At 69.5% G+C, this 16074-nt stretch carries 16 protein-coding genes and 5 pseudogenes; 7 read left to right on the top strand and 14 right to left on the bottom strand.

What is annotated here, in order from left to right:
• Positions 1-74: 74 nt before the first annotated feature.
• Positions 75-914 (bottom strand): NAD(P)H-binding protein, encoded by an 840-nt coding sequence (locus AB0D08_RS20175; RefSeq protein ID WP_359890340.1) that lies wholly within the window; start codon positions 912-914, stop codon positions 75-77.
• Positions 915-1006: 92 nt separating this feature from the next.
• On the opposite strand from AB0D08_RS20175, the gene AB0D08_RS20180 reads away from it, so the two are divergent.
• Positions 1007-1378, top strand: coding sequence for a helix-turn-helix domain-containing protein (locus AB0D08_RS20180; protein ID WP_359890343.1), 372 nt, complete (start codon positions 1007-1009; stop codon positions 1376-1378).
• 53 nt (positions 1379-1431) lie between these two features.
• Here AB0D08_RS20180 and AB0D08_RS20185 read toward each other — a convergent pair whose 3' ends face one another.
• The 3 genes from AB0D08_RS20185 to AB0D08_RS20195 form a co-directional block, all read right to left on the bottom strand.
• The gene (locus AB0D08_RS20185) at positions 1432-2223 is read right to left on the bottom strand and encodes a DUF4239 domain-containing protein (protein ID WP_033822679.1); all 792 of its coding nucleotides are present in this window, start codon (positions 2221-2223) and stop codon (positions 1432-1434) included.
• A gap of 583 nt (positions 2224-2806) precedes the next feature.
• Positions 2807-3526, bottom strand: coding sequence for a GNAT family N-acetyltransferase (locus AB0D08_RS20190; RefSeq protein ID WP_359890346.1), 720 nt, complete (start codon positions 3524-3526; stop codon positions 2807-2809).
• A 208-nt stretch (positions 3527-3734) separates the two neighbouring features.
• A complete protein-coding gene (locus AB0D08_RS20195; protein WP_033826092.1) occupies positions 3735-4034 on the bottom strand; it encodes a hypothetical protein in 300 nt (99 codons plus the stop codon).
• A 414-nt stretch (positions 4035-4448) separates the two neighbouring features.
• Between AB0D08_RS20195 and AB0D08_RS20200 the strand changes: the two genes are divergently transcribed.
• Positions 4449-6056, top strand: coding sequence for an IS1182 family transposase (locus tag AB0D08_RS20200; RefSeq protein ID WP_359890348.1), 1608 nt, complete (start codon positions 4449-4451; stop codon positions 6054-6056).
• Between the two features lie 70 nt (positions 6057-6126).
• On the opposite strand, the gene AB0D08_RS20205 is transcribed toward AB0D08_RS20200, so the two are convergent.
• From AB0D08_RS20205 to AB0D08_RS20220, 4 genes and pseudogenes are all read right to left on the bottom strand, one after another.
• The gene (locus AB0D08_RS20205) at positions 6127-6477 is read right to left on the bottom strand and encodes a hypothetical protein (RefSeq protein ID WP_233289460.1); all 351 of its coding nucleotides are present in this window, start codon (positions 6475-6477) and stop codon (positions 6127-6129) included.
• Positions 6478-6636: 159 nt separating this feature from the next.
• Positions 6637-7014, bottom strand: a complete 378-nt coding sequence (locus tag AB0D08_RS20210; RefSeq protein ID WP_359890350.1) for a transposase — start codon at positions 7012-7014, stop codon at positions 6637-6639.
• Positions 6965-7221, bottom strand: a pseudogene (locus AB0D08_RS20215) (transposase); the annotation flags it as partial. The pseudogene AB0D08_RS20215 and the gene AB0D08_RS20210, both read right to left, overlap by 50 nt.
• Before the next feature lie 108 nt (positions 7222-7329).
• A pseudogene (locus tag AB0D08_RS20220) lies at positions 7330-7449 on the bottom strand (hypothetical protein); the annotation flags it as partial.
• Here AB0D08_RS20220 and AB0D08_RS20225 point away from each other — a divergent pair.
• Positions 7414-7602, top strand: coding sequence for an e9imm peptide (locus tag AB0D08_RS20225; RefSeq protein ID WP_359890352.1), 189 nt, complete (start codon positions 7414-7416; stop codon positions 7600-7602). The pseudogene AB0D08_RS20220 and the gene AB0D08_RS20225 overlap by 36 nt on opposite strands.
• A 7-nt stretch (positions 7603-7609) precedes the next feature.
• Here the strand turns inward: AB0D08_RS20225 and AB0D08_RS20230 are convergent.
• Positions 7610-7892, bottom strand: a pseudogene (locus tag AB0D08_RS20230) (IS5/IS1182 family transposase); the annotation flags it as partial.
• 38 nt (positions 7893-7930) lie between these two features.
• Here AB0D08_RS20230 and AB0D08_RS20235 point away from each other — a divergent pair.
• Positions 7931-8458: pseudogene (locus AB0D08_RS20235) on the top strand (IS5 family transposase); the annotation flags it as partial.
• A 9-nt stretch (positions 8459-8467) separates the two neighbouring features.
• Here the strand turns inward: AB0D08_RS20235 and AB0D08_RS20240 are convergent.
• From AB0D08_RS20240 to AB0D08_RS20255, 4 genes are all read right to left on the bottom strand, one after another.
• A complete protein-coding gene (locus AB0D08_RS20240) occupies positions 8468-9232 on the bottom strand; it encodes a maleylpyruvate isomerase family mycothiol-dependent enzyme (RefSeq protein ID WP_033824398.1) in 765 nt (254 codons plus the stop codon).
• A 522-nt stretch (positions 9233-9754) separates the two neighbouring features.
• On the bottom strand, positions 9755-10030 hold the full coding sequence (locus AB0D08_RS20245; RefSeq protein WP_359890355.1) for a hypothetical protein: 276 nt from the start codon (positions 10028-10030) through the stop codon (positions 9755-9757).
• A gap of 91 nt (positions 10031-10121) precedes the next feature.
• A complete protein-coding gene (locus AB0D08_RS20250) occupies positions 10122-11225 on the bottom strand; it encodes an IS630 family transposase (RefSeq protein WP_359890357.1) in 1104 nt (367 codons plus the stop codon).
• A 152-nt stretch (positions 11226-11377) separates the two neighbouring features.
• A complete protein-coding gene (locus tag AB0D08_RS20255) occupies positions 11378-11938 on the bottom strand; it encodes a TetR/AcrR family transcriptional regulator (protein ID WP_033824400.1) in 561 nt (186 codons plus the stop codon).
• Between the two features lie 111 nt (positions 11939-12049).
• Between AB0D08_RS20255 and AB0D08_RS20260 the strand changes: the two genes are divergently transcribed.
• The 3 genes from AB0D08_RS20260 (at position 12050) to AB0D08_RS20270 (ending at position 14987) form a co-directional block, all read left to right on the top strand.
• On the top strand, positions 12050-12736 hold the full coding sequence (locus tag AB0D08_RS20260) for an SDR family oxidoreductase (protein ID WP_033824401.1): 687 nt from the start codon (positions 12050-12052) through the stop codon (positions 12734-12736).
• 131 nt (positions 12737-12867) lie between these two features.
• Positions 12868-13872, top strand: a complete 1005-nt coding sequence (locus AB0D08_RS20265) for an NADP-dependent oxidoreductase (protein WP_359890362.1) — start codon at positions 12868-12870, stop codon at positions 13870-13872.
• 233 nt (positions 13873-14105) lie between these two features.
• A complete protein-coding gene (locus tag AB0D08_RS20270) occupies positions 14106-14987 on the top strand; it encodes an alpha/beta hydrolase (protein WP_033824403.1) in 882 nt (293 codons plus the stop codon).
• A 224-nt stretch (positions 14988-15211) separates the two neighbouring features.
• Here the strand turns inward: AB0D08_RS20270 and AB0D08_RS20275 are convergent.
• Positions 15212-16074, bottom strand: a pseudogene (locus AB0D08_RS20275) (IS5 family transposase); the annotation flags it as partial.

Here is a 16074-nt window from a genome sequence, read left to right on the forward strand (position 1 = left end):
TCGGAGTGGGGCCGCCGCTCCGACCGGGCCGCGCCCGCTCCCCGTACCCGGCTCAGGTGCTGTCGTGTCGTCCCTCAGCGGAAGGCGGCGATGTTGCGGGCGACCCAGTTGTGGAAGGGGTGCGGGGCGCGGCCGAGGACCTGTTCGACGTCCGGGCTGATCCGCAGTTCGGGCGGGTTCGGGGCGGAGATGATGTCCAGGGTGTCGTCGGCGAGTTCGGCCGGTACGAACCGGGTCATCGTGGCCCTGGCCTCGTCGCGGGTGAGCTCGTGGAACCGTACGGGCGAGCCGAGCGCGGCGGCGATCACCTCCGCCTGCTGACGCGGCGTGATGACCGCCGGCCCGGTCAGCTCGTACACCCGGCCGGTGTGCCGGTCGTCCAGCAGGCAGGCCGCTGCCACCTCGGCGATGTCCGCCGGGTCGACCACCGGTACCCCCACGTCGCCGAAGGGCGCGGCGACCGTCCCTCGCGTGCGGACGGACTCCGCCCACGCCAGGGCGTTGGAGGCGAAGCCGCCCGGGCGAACGACGGCCCAGTCCAGGCCGGACCCGCGCAAGGCGTCCTCCACCGCGCGCATCGCGATCCGCGACGGTCCGAGCGGCCTGGTCGCCACGCCCTGCGAGGACAGCAGGACCACCCGGCCGACCCCGCGGGCCGCGGCCAGCGCGATGATGTCGGCCGGCCTGGCTCCGGGGGCGTGCAGGTCGCCGGAGAGCAGGAGGAACAGCGCCTTCGCGCCGGTCAACGCGGGTGCGAGGCTCGTCGGTTCGGCCAGGTCGGCCGCCACGTGCCGGACGCCGTCCGGTACCGGCCCCGCGTCCCGCGACACCGCCGTCACCTGCTCACCCGCCGCGGCCAAGGCCTGCGTCAGAGGCCGGCCCACATTTCCGGTAGCCCCGGTCACCACGATCATGTTCAGCTCCTCGTCCGTTGTGCACTGAGGTGACCGACGCTAGGAGTTGGGCTTACTTTTCGTAAGAACATACCTAAAGGTAAGCTCCGGATATGAGGGAAGGCGCGCAGCTGAAGCAGGCCGAGGCAGGACACCGGTATGACGTGTTTCACACCGACTGCCCCGCGCGTGACGTGGTCGACCACGTGACCAGCAGGTGGGGTGTCTGGGCGCTGATCGCCTTGCGGGGCAGCGACCTTCGGTTCTACGAACTGCGCGACAGCATCCGCGGTGTCAGCGAGAAGATGCTCTCCCAGACCCTGCGCGCGCTGGTCCAGGACGGCCTGGTCCGGCGGGAGGTGGAGCCGACCACGCCGCCCCAGGTCACCTATGGGCTGACCGAGTTCGGGCAGGACGTCAGCGAGCCGCTGACGGACCTGTTCGACCGGATCACGGAGCGGCTACCGCCGCGCAGCGCGGGATAGCGCGGTAGCGGCCCCGGAGCAGCCACCCGCCGGAGCGCCGCCCTCATCGGATCTCACGGGGTCCAGTACTGCGCGAGGGCCCCCTCCCGGTAGGGGGAAGGGCTGACGCTGAGGTCGCCGGAGAACGGGCGGTCCAGCACGAAGACCAGCAGCAGGCTGAAGCCGACGAGTCCGGCGACCGAGCCGACGAACAGCACCTGGGCCCGCAGTTTGCGCAGGCCGTAGAGGAACGTCAGCGGGATCAGGACCAGGGCGCCGCCGAACGCCAGCGCCTGGAGCAGCGGGGGCAGTTCCTGGCGTGCCATCGTGATGCGGGCGCGGCGCTGGGAGGCGACGTCGTTGAGCCGGTCCACGGTCTGCTCGTAGAAGACCTGCTCCGCCTGGCCCTTCGGCTCATAGGTCTGCAGCACCTGGAACGCGTCCTGCAGATGGACCTCCGTCGCCCCGTAGCTCGGGTCGCCGGCACGCATGCGGGGCCACTGGTCCTCGACGACGGCGTGGATGTAACCGCTGACGGCCGCATCGAGCCGGACGCGCACCGGATCCGGGAACGCGGCGGCATCACGCGTGATGAGCGCCGCATCGGTGGCCTCGGAGGCGACGATGGTCTGGGTGTCCTCCAACTGCGTCCAGAGGGTGACGATCACGAACGCGAGGATGATCCCGTAGATGGCGCCGAACATCCCCAGCGTCACACCGACCATGTCGTTGTGCTCGCCACGGGCCAGCGACGGATACCTGCGGCGCATCAGCACGCTCCCGGCGACGGCGAGCAGAACGGTTCCGCCCACGGCGACGAAGGCCAGTGTGGTGGTGCTGAAATGATTGAGCAGCCATAGCGACATGTGCGTGGAGTCTAGGCCGGGTGGAACGACCCTAAAGCCGCAGAATCAAGAACCACCGTCGGTACCGGCGAAGACATTCACCTCATCGTGTGAAGGCGCGCCGGCCGCCGAGACGGTCGATGCTCAGGTGGTGGCCGGCGGCGCAGCCGAGCCAGTCCAACAGGTAGTCGATCTCGTAGCCGCTTCCGCAGCCGACGGCCCCCGGGTGTGCTGGAAGCTCGACTCCGCGCCGTCGGTGGAGTCGGTGCCGCCGCTGATCGCGCCGACCCCGTCGAAGGTTCCGGCCGTCGGCAGCCACTCGGTAGGGGCCGGATCGCGGCGCGGGCGCGGGCGCGGACGGCCGGTGATCCGGGGGCTGGGCGAAGACACTCACCTCACCGTGTGAAAGTCCGATCTGCCGATCCCGGACCCCGGCCGGCCCCTCACCCGGGCCCGGCCGGGAGGCCGTGGCCGCCATGGCCCGTACCGGCGCCGGCGGGGACGGCGCCCACGCCCGACTCCGATGGCCGTCGAACGCGGCGGGGCCACGCCCGAGTGATGACCGATCGTCCGTCACACCCGGTGCGGACCACGGCGGCTGACGTCAGCAGCCGACGCCGTCCTCACCCTCGAGCGGCAGCGGCGAAGGGCCCACTGTGCCGGACCGATCCGGTGTCCTGTCCGGCAGCCCGAGCAGCGGCAGGCAGGGGGTGAGGTTGCTGATCGAGACCTCCGTGTTCCGGTGTGCCTCCCACCGGGCGCGGGAGATGCGCAGGCGGCGCAGGACGGTGACGCGGTCGCGCACGACGAGGCGCTCGACGCCGTCGGGTTCGTAGCCGAGCTTGGTGGACACCCGGAACGAGGAAGGGTTGTCGATGAAGGCTCCCGACGTCGCCTCGGCCGCGTCCAGCCCGGCGAACGCCAGGTGCAGGACCGCCGCGCGCATCTCGGTGCCGATGCCTCGCCCCTGGTGTCGAAGGCCGAGCCAGGAACCGGTGGAGACCTCGCGCACGGCGGCGTAGTTGCGGGCCGCGATCGTCTGCAGACCGACGATCCGGCCTTGTTCGAAGACGGCGAGGTTCAGCGCCCAGTCGTCGGGGGCCCAGTTGCCGAGCCGTAGCCAGTGGTGCTGGACCACCGAGCGCGCCCGTTCCGTGGGCGGCAGGTCGGTCCAGGGGACGGAGAAGGGCATCCGGTCCGGCTCGTGGACGCCCACGGCCGCCAGGTCGGCCAGTTCGGCGAGTTCCTCGCCGGAGGGCAGGCGCAGTTCCAGCCGAGGGGTGTTCAGTCGTAGTCCGAGTAAGGGCCAGTTGTCGATGAGCATGGGCCATTGTGCGCACTCGACCGGCCTGCGATCACCCTGTTTTCGTCTCGGAGGGACAGCCCTGTTCAAGCCCGGGCGGGCGGGGCGGGGCGGCGCTGAGCCGGCAGCGGCCCGCCGGATTCAGTGGGGGAGGGGGGCGTACTCCCGGCCGGGTTCGGATGCGTCCCAGAGGTAGGTGTGCCCATCCGTTCCGTTGCTCGTGGCCCCGTCAGTCGTCGTCGCCGCGCACAAATGCCCCGAGGGCTTCCGCGAGTGCTTCGGCTGCCGTCTCGGTGTGGTCCGTGTAGCGTCCTACGATGTCGATCCTTCCGCGGCGCCACGAGAAGACCGCAGTCTCACCGGGAACCGGGTAGCCCTTTTGGACACCGATGTCGAGCCACTCCCGTGGCGGGCCCTCTTCGACGAGTGGACTGGCGTCCGCGAGTGCCTCCCATTCACTTGCCTCGATCGGGTTCGACGGACTCCGGGTCCAGTCCTGTGCGCGGGTGATGTGGAAGTCGTAGCTCATGTCCTCGATTGCCTTCTCGTCCGGTTGAACCGCCGAATAGCGCTACCCCACGCCGTGGCTGTGCACCAGGGGTGCGGACAGGACACGCTCGTGGCGAAGGGCAGAGAGTGCGCGGAGATTCCCGCCGCCCACCTGCTGGCCGCGATGCTTTCAGATGACCGACCGTCGCCCCAGGCCGCGGGTTACTGTCGAGAGCAGCAAGTCTGTGAATCAGCGCCGGCGCCTCTATCTTGACTCTGTCGGGGATCTTGAAGTCTCCCGGTGTGCCCGCCTGATCAGCGGGCATGCTCGGGCTGATCGAAGACCGTGTAGTTGTCGAGGTGTCAGTTGTCGCTCCGTCCCCGTTCCGGCGAGCAGGTCCCTTCTCTGACCGCGCAGATCGCGCGGGCGAGCAACCCGTGCGGTACGACGGCGATGTGGGTCAGAGACCGGCTGGACGGGCTGTGGCGCGACGAGGACTTCGCGGGCTGGTACCCGCGCGACGGACGCCCCGGAATCTCGCCCGCCCAGCTGGCCACCGTCAGCGGGCTGCAGTTCCTGCTCGGCCTGTCGGACCGGCAAGCAGCAAAGGCGATCCGGTGCCGTATCGATTTCAAGTACGCCCTGGCCATGGAACTGGACGATCCCGGCTTCCACCACAGCGTGCTGGCCGACTTCCGCGAGCGCCTCGCCCAGGACGACCGCGCCGACCGCCTCCTCGATCTGGCACTCGCGCGCCTGAAGGATGCCGGACTCGTACGCGAGCGCACCACCCAGCGCACCGACTCCACCCACGTCCTCGCCTCGGTGCGTGAACTGACCCGGCTGGAGCTGGTCACCGAGGCGGTACGTGCCGTGCTGGAAGAAGTGGCCCGCGCCGGCTCGCACCTGCTGACCGGCTTGGTCGGCGAGGAGTGGGGGCGACGCTACGGCCGGCCGGTCCGCCTGGGCAAGAATCCCACTCGGCCCAAGACCAGGATCCTCGCCGCCGGCGACGACGCCTGCCGTCTGCTGGAGCACCTCCACCGGCATGGACCGGCCTACCGGCCCGGCCCGCAGGCCGAGGCCCTGCGGCAGATCCTCGTCCAGCACTACTACCGCGACGCGGCAGGCCGACTGCGCTCGCGCACCGCCGACGACGGCGGCCTGCCGCCCTCGTCGGTGGCGATCGTCTCCCCCTACGACACGACGGCGCGCTACGACCGTCACGGGCACATCATCAGCTGGAAGGGCTTCGCCGCGCATGTCACCGAGACGTGTGCCTCCGACAGCGTCAACGTGATCACGGACGTGGCCACCACCTCTGCTGCCACCAACGACGGCCAGGCCTTGCCCGGCATCCACACCCGCCTGGCACGCCGCGCAATGCTGCCCGCCGAGCACCTGGTCGACGGCGGCTACACCTCCCTGGTCCACCTGGAACGCGCCGCCCGAGAACACCAGGTCACCGTCAGCGGGCCGCTGCCGGGCAACCCCACCCGCCAGCACCGCAGGAGCGAGGGCTTCGACCGGGACGACTTCCACATCGACTTCGACCGCCGCCAGGTCACCTGCCCGAACGGCCAGGTCAGCGCCGGCTGGCACGGCCCCTACCCGACCTCCTCACCCACCGCGGCACCCCTGATCGTGGCACGGTTCACCAAGAGCCAATGCCAGCCGTGTCCCGACCGCTCCCGCTGCACAAGCTCCAGCGACGCCCGGAACGTGGGCTTTCCCCCGCGAGAACTCCGCGACCTGCAAATCCGTGTCCGCGCCGAGCAACAGACCCCCGAGTGGAAGGCCCGCTACGCGGTCCGCTCCGGTATCGAGAGCACCATCAACGAGTGCGCCCACGGACACGGCATGCGCCGCTGCCGCTACCGAGGCCAACCGAAGGCTCACCTGCAACACGTACTCACAGCCATCGCCGTGAACATCGAACGACTCAGCGGCCAACCAACCGCGGAGCAGGTCCCGTCATCGAGACCGCCGACCGCCTTCCAGACCTACCTGGATGTGAACGACATTCCCCGGCCGAAGTCCTGGCGAACCCTCGGCACTTGAGCCCGATCGCCCAAGATCCCCGACAGAGTCAAGCTATGGCCTGTTTCAAAAGCCAGCTGCGAGTGAGCGGTCAGTCGGCGGCGAGGATGTCGGAAAGACTCACGGCGGGGCGACCAAGCATGGCTGTCAGCGTGCGCTGCTGGCGCTCGGTCAAGGCGGCAACGAAGATCACTGCGTCAGCGTTGGCCTGAGCGCACGCCTGAGCTACCTCGCGGACCTTTCCGTAGCTCAGCAGGGTCCGTGAGGAGTAGGGCAGGCTCATCTTCTGCACCCCGCCATCCGAGACGCCTCGTCGCTGCACGATCTGCACCACGACCCGTGCGCCGCGCGCTGCCAGCTCTGTCGCCGCCGACGCCATGAGTGTTTCGAAGTCCTTCTGCTTCGCGGAGAAGTAGCCAACCAGAACTACTTCGGCGCCCACGGCCGTGAGTCGGGACGCCTGGCGCTGGGCCGGCTCCGGCGGCACACGGCGAGCCGGGCGCCGGTCGCGCCTTCGGGGCTGATGCATGCGCAACAGGTTAGGTTGCTGGCTACCTGCAGCGATACCGCGTTTCTCGCTGACCGAGGTTGGCGAGCAAGGTCAGAGCCACTCGTTGATGACGGCGATCGTGATGGTGGCCTCGTAGCGGACGGCGAGCTTGTCGTATCTCGTGGCCACGGCCCGGTGCCGCTTGAGGCGATTGATCCCGCACTCGACCGTGTGGCGCTCGCGGTAATCGGCCTTGTGGAACTTCGGCGGCCGACCACCGCGGGCGCCCAGCTTCTTGCGATTGCGGATCTGGTCGGACTTCTCCGGAATCGTGCAGCGGATCCCACGCTTGCGCAGGTAGTCGCGGTTGGCTCGGGAACCCGTAGGCCTTGTCCGCCCGCACCCGGTCCGGTCGACAGCGCGGCCTGCCGACGCCCCCGCGGGGCACCCGGATGCGCTCCAGGACCGGCTGGAACTGGGGACTGTCATGCCACTGGCCGGGGGTGACCAGGAACGACAGCGGCTTCTGTCCGTGCTCGACCGCCAGGTGCACCTTCGTGGTCAGTCCACCGCGTGAGCGCCCGAGCCCGTGGTCGGCGGGCTCGACTGCGACTCCACCCGGATTGTCCCGCTGCAAATCCCCCTTTTACGGGCTCCGGCGGCGTGCTGATGCGCACGAGCGACCGTAGAGTGCACGCTCGCATCCCAGGTGATCAGGCCCTTCGTGTCAGCCTCGGCCTGCAACTGGGTGAGGATCCGACTCCAGGTGCCGTCGCGCTGCCAGCGCCGAAAGAGGCCGTAGACGGTCTCCCACTCGCCGTAGCGGATGGGAACGTCGCGCCAGGGCGCACTGTGACGGTGATGGCTCGTGCAACGGCCGTTGCGTTGGTGCAGAAGATCATGGATGCGGACTATGCCGACGATGCCGAGGCGTACGGCGTAGTGGAGGCGTTGGGCGGGGCCTTTGGCTGTCCGGCCGGCTACGTGGGCAACTTGATCTTTTGGCCCACGGGGCGGGAGCTGACAGCTGCCGAGGTCGTCGATCAGGCTCTGGAGTACCGGCCCTTCACTCTGTGAGATGGCCTCAAGCCCGCAGCCGGATGACCAGGGTGGCCGCGGTGACGGTGCCGAGGACGACGTAGCTGCGCTTGTCGTAGCGGGTCGTGACGGCGCGGGAGTTCTTCAGCTTGTTGATGGCCCTCTCGACAGTGTTGCGCTTCTTGCACCGATCCTCGTCGAAGCCGGGTGGCCGTCCGCCGTGTGATCGCTTTGCGCACGCGGGCGGCCCGGCTGTCTGCCTTCTCCGGGATCGTGTGCCGAATGCCGCGCCGCCGCAGATACTCGCGGCAAGGACCGTTGCTGTAGGCCTAATAGGCGCCGAGGGTCGGCTGCGACGCTCTCCGGCTTAACCGGCGCGCATGGCGAGCTGGACTGGTCGAGGTGCGCGGTCGACTCGGTGAACATGCGGGCCCTGAAAGGGGAAACTGGCAGGTCCGAATCCTGTGGGGCAAGTACGGGTCGAGGATCCACCTGCTCACCGAACGCACCGGTTTAACCCTGTCGCTCGCGATTCCCGGGGCCAACGTCCACGACAGCCAGGCTTTGATCCCGCTCACCGAAGCCATCCCGCCGATCGGCTCCGGGCGCGGCCCCAGGCGACGCAGGCCCGGCAAACTGCATGGCGACCAAGCCTATGACCACCGCTTCGTCCGCGCCTTCCTGCGCCGTCGGCGGATTCCAAGCCCGCATCGCCCGCCGAGGCGTCGAGTCCTCCCAGCGCCTCGGCCGGCATCGCTGGGTGACCGAGCGCACCGTCGCCTGGCTCAGCGGCTTCCGCCGGCTCCACCGCCGCTACGAACGCACGGGCGACCACTTCGCCGCCTTCGCCAGCATCGCAGCAGCCATCCTCTGCACCCGCAGACTCTCCGAATGAGATGTCCTGTCAGCCCCAGTTCTGCAGCTGCTGGAGCAGCTCGGCGTCGCCCTCCACCCGCGCCGAGCCGGCCGGGATGCGCATGTACATGAGCAGAGCCATCTCACTCGCCGTGCCGTAGATGGCCGCAGTGGGCTTGCTCTCGGCGGCCTCCGCCGCGGTGAGGCGGGTGAAGCGGGAACCGGCGGCGTCCACCGTCTGGCGCCAGGAGCCGGCCTCGGCTGCGTGGTAGTCCATGGTGGCGGGCTCGCCCGGCCACGGGACCGTGCCGGTGCAGACGGTGGCGAGGAACTCATCGATGGCGTCGACCGCCTCGGTCGTCGGCAGCTCCTGAGGGGTACCGGAGGCCAGCTGGGCGTCGTAGGTGTGGATCAGCGTCTCCGGGACGCGGCGGCGGGCCACGGCGGCCACCGTGTGCGGCGAGGCCAGCGGCTCCCACCAGGCCCAGCAGCCCCGGTCCGGGCCGGCCTCGCGCAGAGCAATGAGCAGCTGCTCCGTCGAATCGGCCAGCCAGGTTGTGAGGGCCTCGCGCTCCCTGGGCGCCGCCAGCCCGTCCTTGCTCGGCCGCTCGTCGCCCGGCGCGGTGTTCAGCACGATGTGGGCCCAGAAGCGGTCCCCCTCACTGAGGTGGTTCGCCAGGTCGTACAGCGTCCAGCCCGGGCAGGACGGGACGTCGGCGTCGAGGCTGGGGGCCGCGGCGACGGCGGCGCGGAACGCGGCGGACCGCTCGTCGATCATCCGCAGCAGGGTGGGGAAGTAGGGATGCTCAGTCACGCTGACCTTGTATCACCCGGACCGGAACTCTCGCACTCGCTTTAAAGGCCCCCAAATGAGATGTCCTCCTAGCCGCCGCAGCCACCACCGCCGCCGGTGCCGCGCTCCCGGTTCTCAGCCTTGCCGAAGTGCACCGGGGGAAAGCGCCTGCTGCTCGGAGGGTTGTGGTGCCGGTGGCGTTGTGCAGGATCAGCACCTCGATGCCGGACACGCCAGCGATCGCCAGGGTGGCGAGGTGACCGTCACCGCTGTGCTCGCTGCCGACGCCGGCTTGCTGGCCGACCGCACGCTCATCGAGGTCAAGGGCGCTCGCCACCCCGCCGATTCGAGAAGGCCATCGCAGGTCCTCGACTCCTACCCCCGCCCGCGACCTCTCACAGCTGCGCTGCTTCGTTCACGTTGCGAGGCTCGGTGTGACCGCACCTCAGGTCCATGACCCGGCGTGGAACGTGGTCAGGTTGACCCGGAGCGCGGAATCATCCCCGGGCCGGGCCGGGTCGCCCGGCTCGGGGAACGGAGGTCCTACTGGGTGCGGATGACCGCGGCGTGGCCGATGGTCACCTCGGTCCTCTCGTCGCCGAGGACGATCAGGCGTACGGCGTTGGTGAAGCCGCTGGTGGCGCGCGGGTCGTAGGCGTGGGCGCCGGTCTCGTCCCGGGTGGGCCGGCCCTGGTTGTCGGTGGTGATCTGCTCGTTGAGGAAGCCGACGGCGACGGCGGGCCTGCTCGGGTCCGAGGGGATGCGGAAGGGGAGGTTGGCCGGCCACAGCGCGGGGATGTCGACCTGTCTGGCGCCCATCAGGGAGAGGTGACCGCCGGCGGTGCCGGAGAACTGGACGGCCTTTCCGGGCTGGCTAAGTGGTCGGCGTCGCAATTCCTTCGGGGGTTGGTCAGGTTGTGAGGGCTGTGGAGGATTCTTCTGGGTGATCGGCGGCATGTCGGTCGAGCCTGGCCAGTAAATCGTTCAGGTCGGAGGTGGTGAACTTCCACTGGAACGGCTGTGCCGTGGCGTTGTAGCGGTCTTCGAATGCTCGGAGCCGGTCCGAGACCTGCTTCAGGTCGGTGAAGTCGCTGGGTGAGACGACCTTGCGTTGGACGACGGAGTAGAAGATCTCCACCTGGTTCAACCAGGAGGCGTGGACGGGGGTGTGGACGAGCACGGCGGTCGGGTGGGCCGATGCCAGCCGGTCGGCGGCTTTTCGGCCGCGGTGGGAGGAGCCGTTGTCCACGACCCAGAACACGCGCTTCGCGCTAGCGTACGGCTCCTGGCTCATGACCTGGTTGACCAGGGCCATGAAGGGGGAGATGCCAGTGGTTGGCTCGCAGCGGCCGAAGACCTTCGCGTGGTGGACGTCGTAGGCGGCGAGATAGGCCAGGGCCCCGCCGCGGCCGTAGGTGTGGTTCACCCGCATCGTCCTGGCCTGCCCGGGGGCCAGGGTGGGGTGACAGCGGCAGCGGGCCTGGACTGAGGTTTTCTCGTCGGCACTGATCACGTACTCGTCCGCACTGAGCGCCTCGCCCTGCCAGGTGCGGGCGTACAGGTCAAGGAGGCGCTCGGCCTTGGGGCGGAAGGCGGGGTCGGTGATGAAGATCCAGGACTGGTACTGCCAGGGCTTGAGCGCGTCCTGCTTGAGAAAGCGCCGCACGGTGGAGGCGGAGATTGTGCCGACGATGGCCCGGGCGACCGCCTTGCGCGCCAGTTCCGGGGCCGACCAGCGTGCGAGCGGTGTGCCGCTCTCGGCGGGCAACTGGCAGGCGAGGGCCTTGACCTGGGCAGCCTGCAGCGGCGTGAAGGAGGCGGGACGGCCGGACCGCTTGAGGTCGCCGAGGGCGGGCAGCCGAGATGCGGCGAAGCGGCCGCGCCACGTACGGACGGTGTCCAGGTGCAGCCCGGTCTCACGGGCGATGCGGGCGTTGGACCGGCCCCGGGCCGCGTGCAGCACGACGTGGGCGCGCTGCCGGATCCGGTGCTCGGTCCTGTGGCCGTAGGCCATTTTCTTCAACCGCTCCCGCTCGGAGGCGGTCAGGGTTATCGGGCAGGCCGAGGGAACGGGCAAGGCAGGCAGGCCGATCGCGAGAAGTGGATGACGGTAGGTCGACGGCACGCGCCCTTCCTGCGCGGTGCCGCCCTGTACCGCGTCTTTGGTCAGTTGGTGGCCGTCAGTGCCTCGCGTGCGGTGGTGAGGATCTTCTCGGAGAGCGGGGAGCCCTTGGTGGCGCGGGACAGGATGAGTGCGCCGAGCATGGTGCAGAGCCGGGTGATGCCGTCCTGGTCCTCGGTGGCGAGCCAGTCGGCGAAGTCGCCGACTCCCTGGGTGTAGACGCGGCGGGCCTCGCCGTCTGCGCCGTCGCGGGCCATGTCGCCGGCGAGTGCGGCGGCGGGGCAGCCGTCCGCGGCGCTGTCGCGGTGCTCGGTGGAGAGGTAGGCGTCGATCAGCGCCCGCTGGGCGGCGTCGCGCTGTCCGGCGTACTGGTCGAGGCCGTCCTTGTGGTGGCGGGCGAGTTCGGCGAAGGCGTGGGCGGTGGCTTCGTCGACGAGTGCCTCCTTGGAGGTGAACTGCTTGTAGAAGCCGCCGTGGGTCAGGCCGGAGGCCTTCATCAGGTCGGCGACGCTGACGTGGGTGCCCTGTTCCCGAAAGAGTCGGGAGGCGGTCTCCACGACCCGTCGGCGGTTGTCCCGTGCCTGTGCCTGCGATACGCGGCCCATCGGTCACCCTCTCAGTTGGATGTCGAGTCGAATCTATTCTAGACTCCAGTTTAGATGTTGGATGAAATCTATCGTGGCGGTCAGCTGCCGCCCACTACGTCGGGAGTGCTCATGGAACTGAAGAACGCGGTCGCGGTGGTCACTGGCGCCAACCGGGGGCTCGGGCGGCATCTTGCCGCCCAGCTCGTGGAGCGCGGGGCCAAGGTGTACGCGGCGGCCCGCCGCCCCGAGACGGTGGACCTTCCGGGCGTCGTCCCGCTGCGGCTGGACGTTACCGACGCGGAGTCGATCCGGGCGGCGGCCCGCATCGCCGCCGACGCGACGCTGCTGGTCAACAACGCGGGCATCTCCACCGGAACGCCGCTGATCGCGGGCAGCCCGGACGCGGTGCGCTTGGAAATGGAGGTGAACTTCTTCGGCCCTCTCGCCGTGACGCGGGCTTTCGCCCCGGTCATCGAGTCCAACGGCGGCGGCGGCGTGCTCAACGTGCTGTCGGTCCTGTCCTGGCTGCACCCGGCCGGCCTCGGCGCATACGCTGCGGCGAAGGCGGCGGCATGGGCGCTGACCGGCGCGGTCCGAGAGGAACTGGCGCCCCGGGGCATCACGGTGACGGCGCTGCACGTCGGGTACATGGACACCGACATGGCCGCCGGCGTTCCCGCCGACCAGAAGGCAAACCCCGCCGAGGTCGCCACCCAGGCCCTGTCCGCCGTGGAGGCGGGCCTGCCCGAGGTCCTCGCCGACGAGACCACCCGGTACGTCAAGCAGAGCCTGGCCACGTCGCCGAACGCGGCGTGAGAAGCACTCCGCCGCATCGGCGTGGGGCGCCGTGAACCAGCAGTGACTAGCAGAAAGTGGCTCGTACCGGGGCAGGCCCGGAAGCGAGCGGAGATCGCGTTCGGGTACGGACGGGACACGGAGACGGAGAGATGAAGACCTACCTGATCGAGAAGTACGGCGACCAGTCGGCGGTGCACGCCGCCGAGCTGCCCGATCCGCAGCCGGGTCCCGAGGATGTCCTGGTCGAGATCCACGCGGCGAGCGTCAACCCGCTGGACTTCAAGATCCGCGACGGCGCCTTCAAGAGGATCCTGCCGTACCGCCTTCCGCTCGTCCTGGGCAACGACCTCGCCGGAGTGGTGGTCCGGGTCGGCTCGTCGGTCACCCGCTTCGCGGTGGGCGACGAGGTCTACGCCCGGCCCGACAAGGATCGCATCGGCACCTTCGCCGAACTCATCGCCGTCCACCAGGACGACCTGGCCCCCAAACCCGCCGTCCTCACCATGGCGCAGGCCGCCTCCCTCCCGCTGGTCGCCCTCACCTCCTGGCAGGCGCTGGTAGAGAAGGCGCAGGTCCGGCCGGGCCAGAAAGTCCTGATCCACGCGGGCTCCGGCGGAGTGGGCACCATCGCCCTCCAGCTGGCCAGGCACCTGGGCGCACATGTGGCCACCACCGCGAGCGCGGCCAACGCCGACCTGGTCAAGGAACTCGGCGCGGACGTGGTCATCGACTACCGCGCCCAGGACTTCGAGCAGCTCCTGGACGGCTACGACGTCGTCCTGGACACCCTCGGCGGCGAGACCCTGGAGAAGTCGCTGCGGGTCCTTAAGCCTGGCGGGAAGGTCATCAGCATCGCCGGGCCGCCCGACGCGGACTTCGCCCGCGAGCTCGGCGCAAACCCGCTCCTGCGGCAGGCGATGAACGCGCTGAGCTTCAGGACCCGGCGCCGTGCCAAGCGCCACGGCGTCACCTACTCGTTCCTGTTCATGAAGGCCGACGGCGGCCAGCTGCGCGAACTCACCCGGTTCGTCGACGCCGGGCAGATCCACCCCGTCGTCGACCGGGTCTTCCCCTTCGACCGGACCCGCGACGCCATGGAGTACGCCGAGAAGGGCCACGCGAAGGCCGGCAAAGTCGTCATCGCGATGGAGTGAGGTCTGCCGGCCGGTCCCCGCCTCCACCTGACCGGCCGGCCTCGGCAGACGAGTGGATCCCCCTCCCCGCCACCACAGGAATCGACCAGAGGTGCACCGCGCGCCCCTCCCACTCATCCGGCCGCCGGCCCCGCGCCCGCAGTCGGAAGACCGGGAAGCCGTCCTGCGCACACCCGCGAGGACGAAGCGGCCGGAGCGAGGCCGCGGTAGATCCGAGACCGAAGGGCACACCCATGAACGACACACATGAAGGTAGCGGCGGCACGGTGATGTCCTACCGGGACGCACCGACCCGCACCGTCACCGCCGACCAAGTGACCTTCGCCTACCGCGACCTCGGCCCCCGGTCCGGCATCCCGGTGATCTTCCTCACCCATCTTGCCGCGGTACTCGACAACTGGGATCCCCGTGTCGTCGACGGCATCGCCGCCAGGCACCGGGTGATCACGTTCGACAACAGGGGCGTCGGCGCGTCCACCGGTTCGACACCCAAGACCATCGAGAAAATGGCCGACGACGCCGTCACCTTCATCCGGGCACTCGAGCTCGACCAGGTGGACATCCTCGGCTTCTCGATGGGCGGGATGGTCGCCCAGGTGATCGCACAGAACGAACCGCAACTCGTTCGCAGGCTGATCCTCGCGGGCACAGGACCCGCCGGTGGCAAGGGTATTAAGAACGTGACCCGGATCTCCCACCTCGACACCCTCCGAGCACTGCTCACCCTCCAAGATCCGAAGCAGTACCTCTTCTTCACCCGTACCGCGAACGGACGCCGGGCCGGCAAGGAGTTCCTGGCCCGGCTGAAGGAGCGAACGCAACACCGGGACAAGGCGATCTCCCCCATCTCCTATCTCTCCCAGCTCAAGGCCATCCACCGATGGGGCCTGCAGGCGCCGGCCGACATGTCCCGCATCCACCAGCCGGTCCTGGTGGCCAACGGCGAGAGCGACCGGATGGTGCCGAGCGAGAACACCCTCGACCTCGCCGCACGACTGCCCCGGGGCGAACTCGTCCCCCTCTACCCGGACGCCGGACACGGCGGGATCTTCCAGTTCCACGACGCGTTCGTGGTGCGCGCCCTCGCATTCCTCGAGGCACGCCCCGACGCCTGACCGCCGATGCCACACCCCCGCAGTCCCACGCTGAGCGCACCCGCGACGAGGCGAGCCAGCCTCCGATCAGACACCCTCCCGCCCACCTGCAGTGCCACCACCCCCCGAGAACTCCCTCGGTACCACATGTCGGCCACCCACCACGAGAACGCCGATGCCCAGTCTCGAAGTCAACCCCCGAAGGACTTACGACGCAGACCACTAGGGCCTGTGTGATGTTGTGATCAGTTGAGCGGTCGCGCGAGGTCGTCTATCCAGATCATCGAGGCGCGGAGGTGGAGGCCTGCGAGGTAGCTCTCGGGCGTCTTGTCGAACCGGGTGGCGATGCCCCGCCAGGCTTTCAGTCTGTTGATCAGGCGCTCGACGGTGTTCCGCTCTTTGTAGAGGTCGGTGTCGTGGTCGACGGGTCGCCCACCCCTGCTGCCCTTCCGTTTCCGGCTGGCGGCCTGGTCCCTCTTCTCCGGGATGACGGCCTTGATGCTGCGTCCGCGCAGGTAGGCGCGGTTGGCGCGGGACGAGTAGGCCTTGTCTGCGGCGACCGCGCCGGGCCGGGTGCGAGGTCGACCGACGGGCAGACACACGCGCACCTTGGCGAGGACGGGGACGAACTGCGGGCTGTCGCCGGCCTGCCCCGCGGTCAGGACGAGCGCCAGCGGTCGGCACCTGCGGTCGGCGGCGAGATGGACCTTGCTGGTCAGCCCACCCCGCGACCTGCCGAGCAGGGCCTGTTTCAGACGGAGCTTGCGTCGCAATCGGACCCGTCTGCGCTCGTCCTGTCCGTTCTGTTCCTGCGACTCGCCCCCTTTTGTCGGGCCGCCTCCTGCTCGCGCGCGGCCTCCTCCAGGGCCTGCATGAGCTCCTCGTCGACGAGCATCCCGGCGGCGTCGTGGTGGGCGCGGACAGTCGTGGAGTCGACGCTGACCAGCGACAGGTCCGTCTTTCCCTCGCGGGCGGCCTCAGCGATCAGGCCTTCGAGCAGGGCGCTGAACACGCCGGCGTCCCGCCAAACGCGGAACCGGCCGAAGACCGTGGACCAGGGGCCGAATTCGTCAGGCATCTCCCGCCACTGGGCACTGGACCGGAACCG

The organism is Kitasatospora sp. NPDC048540 (assembly GCF_040651175.1).
In the GTDB taxonomy this organism is placed as follows: domain Bacteria; phylum Actinomycetota; class Actinomycetes; order Streptomycetales; family Streptomycetaceae; genus Kitasatospora.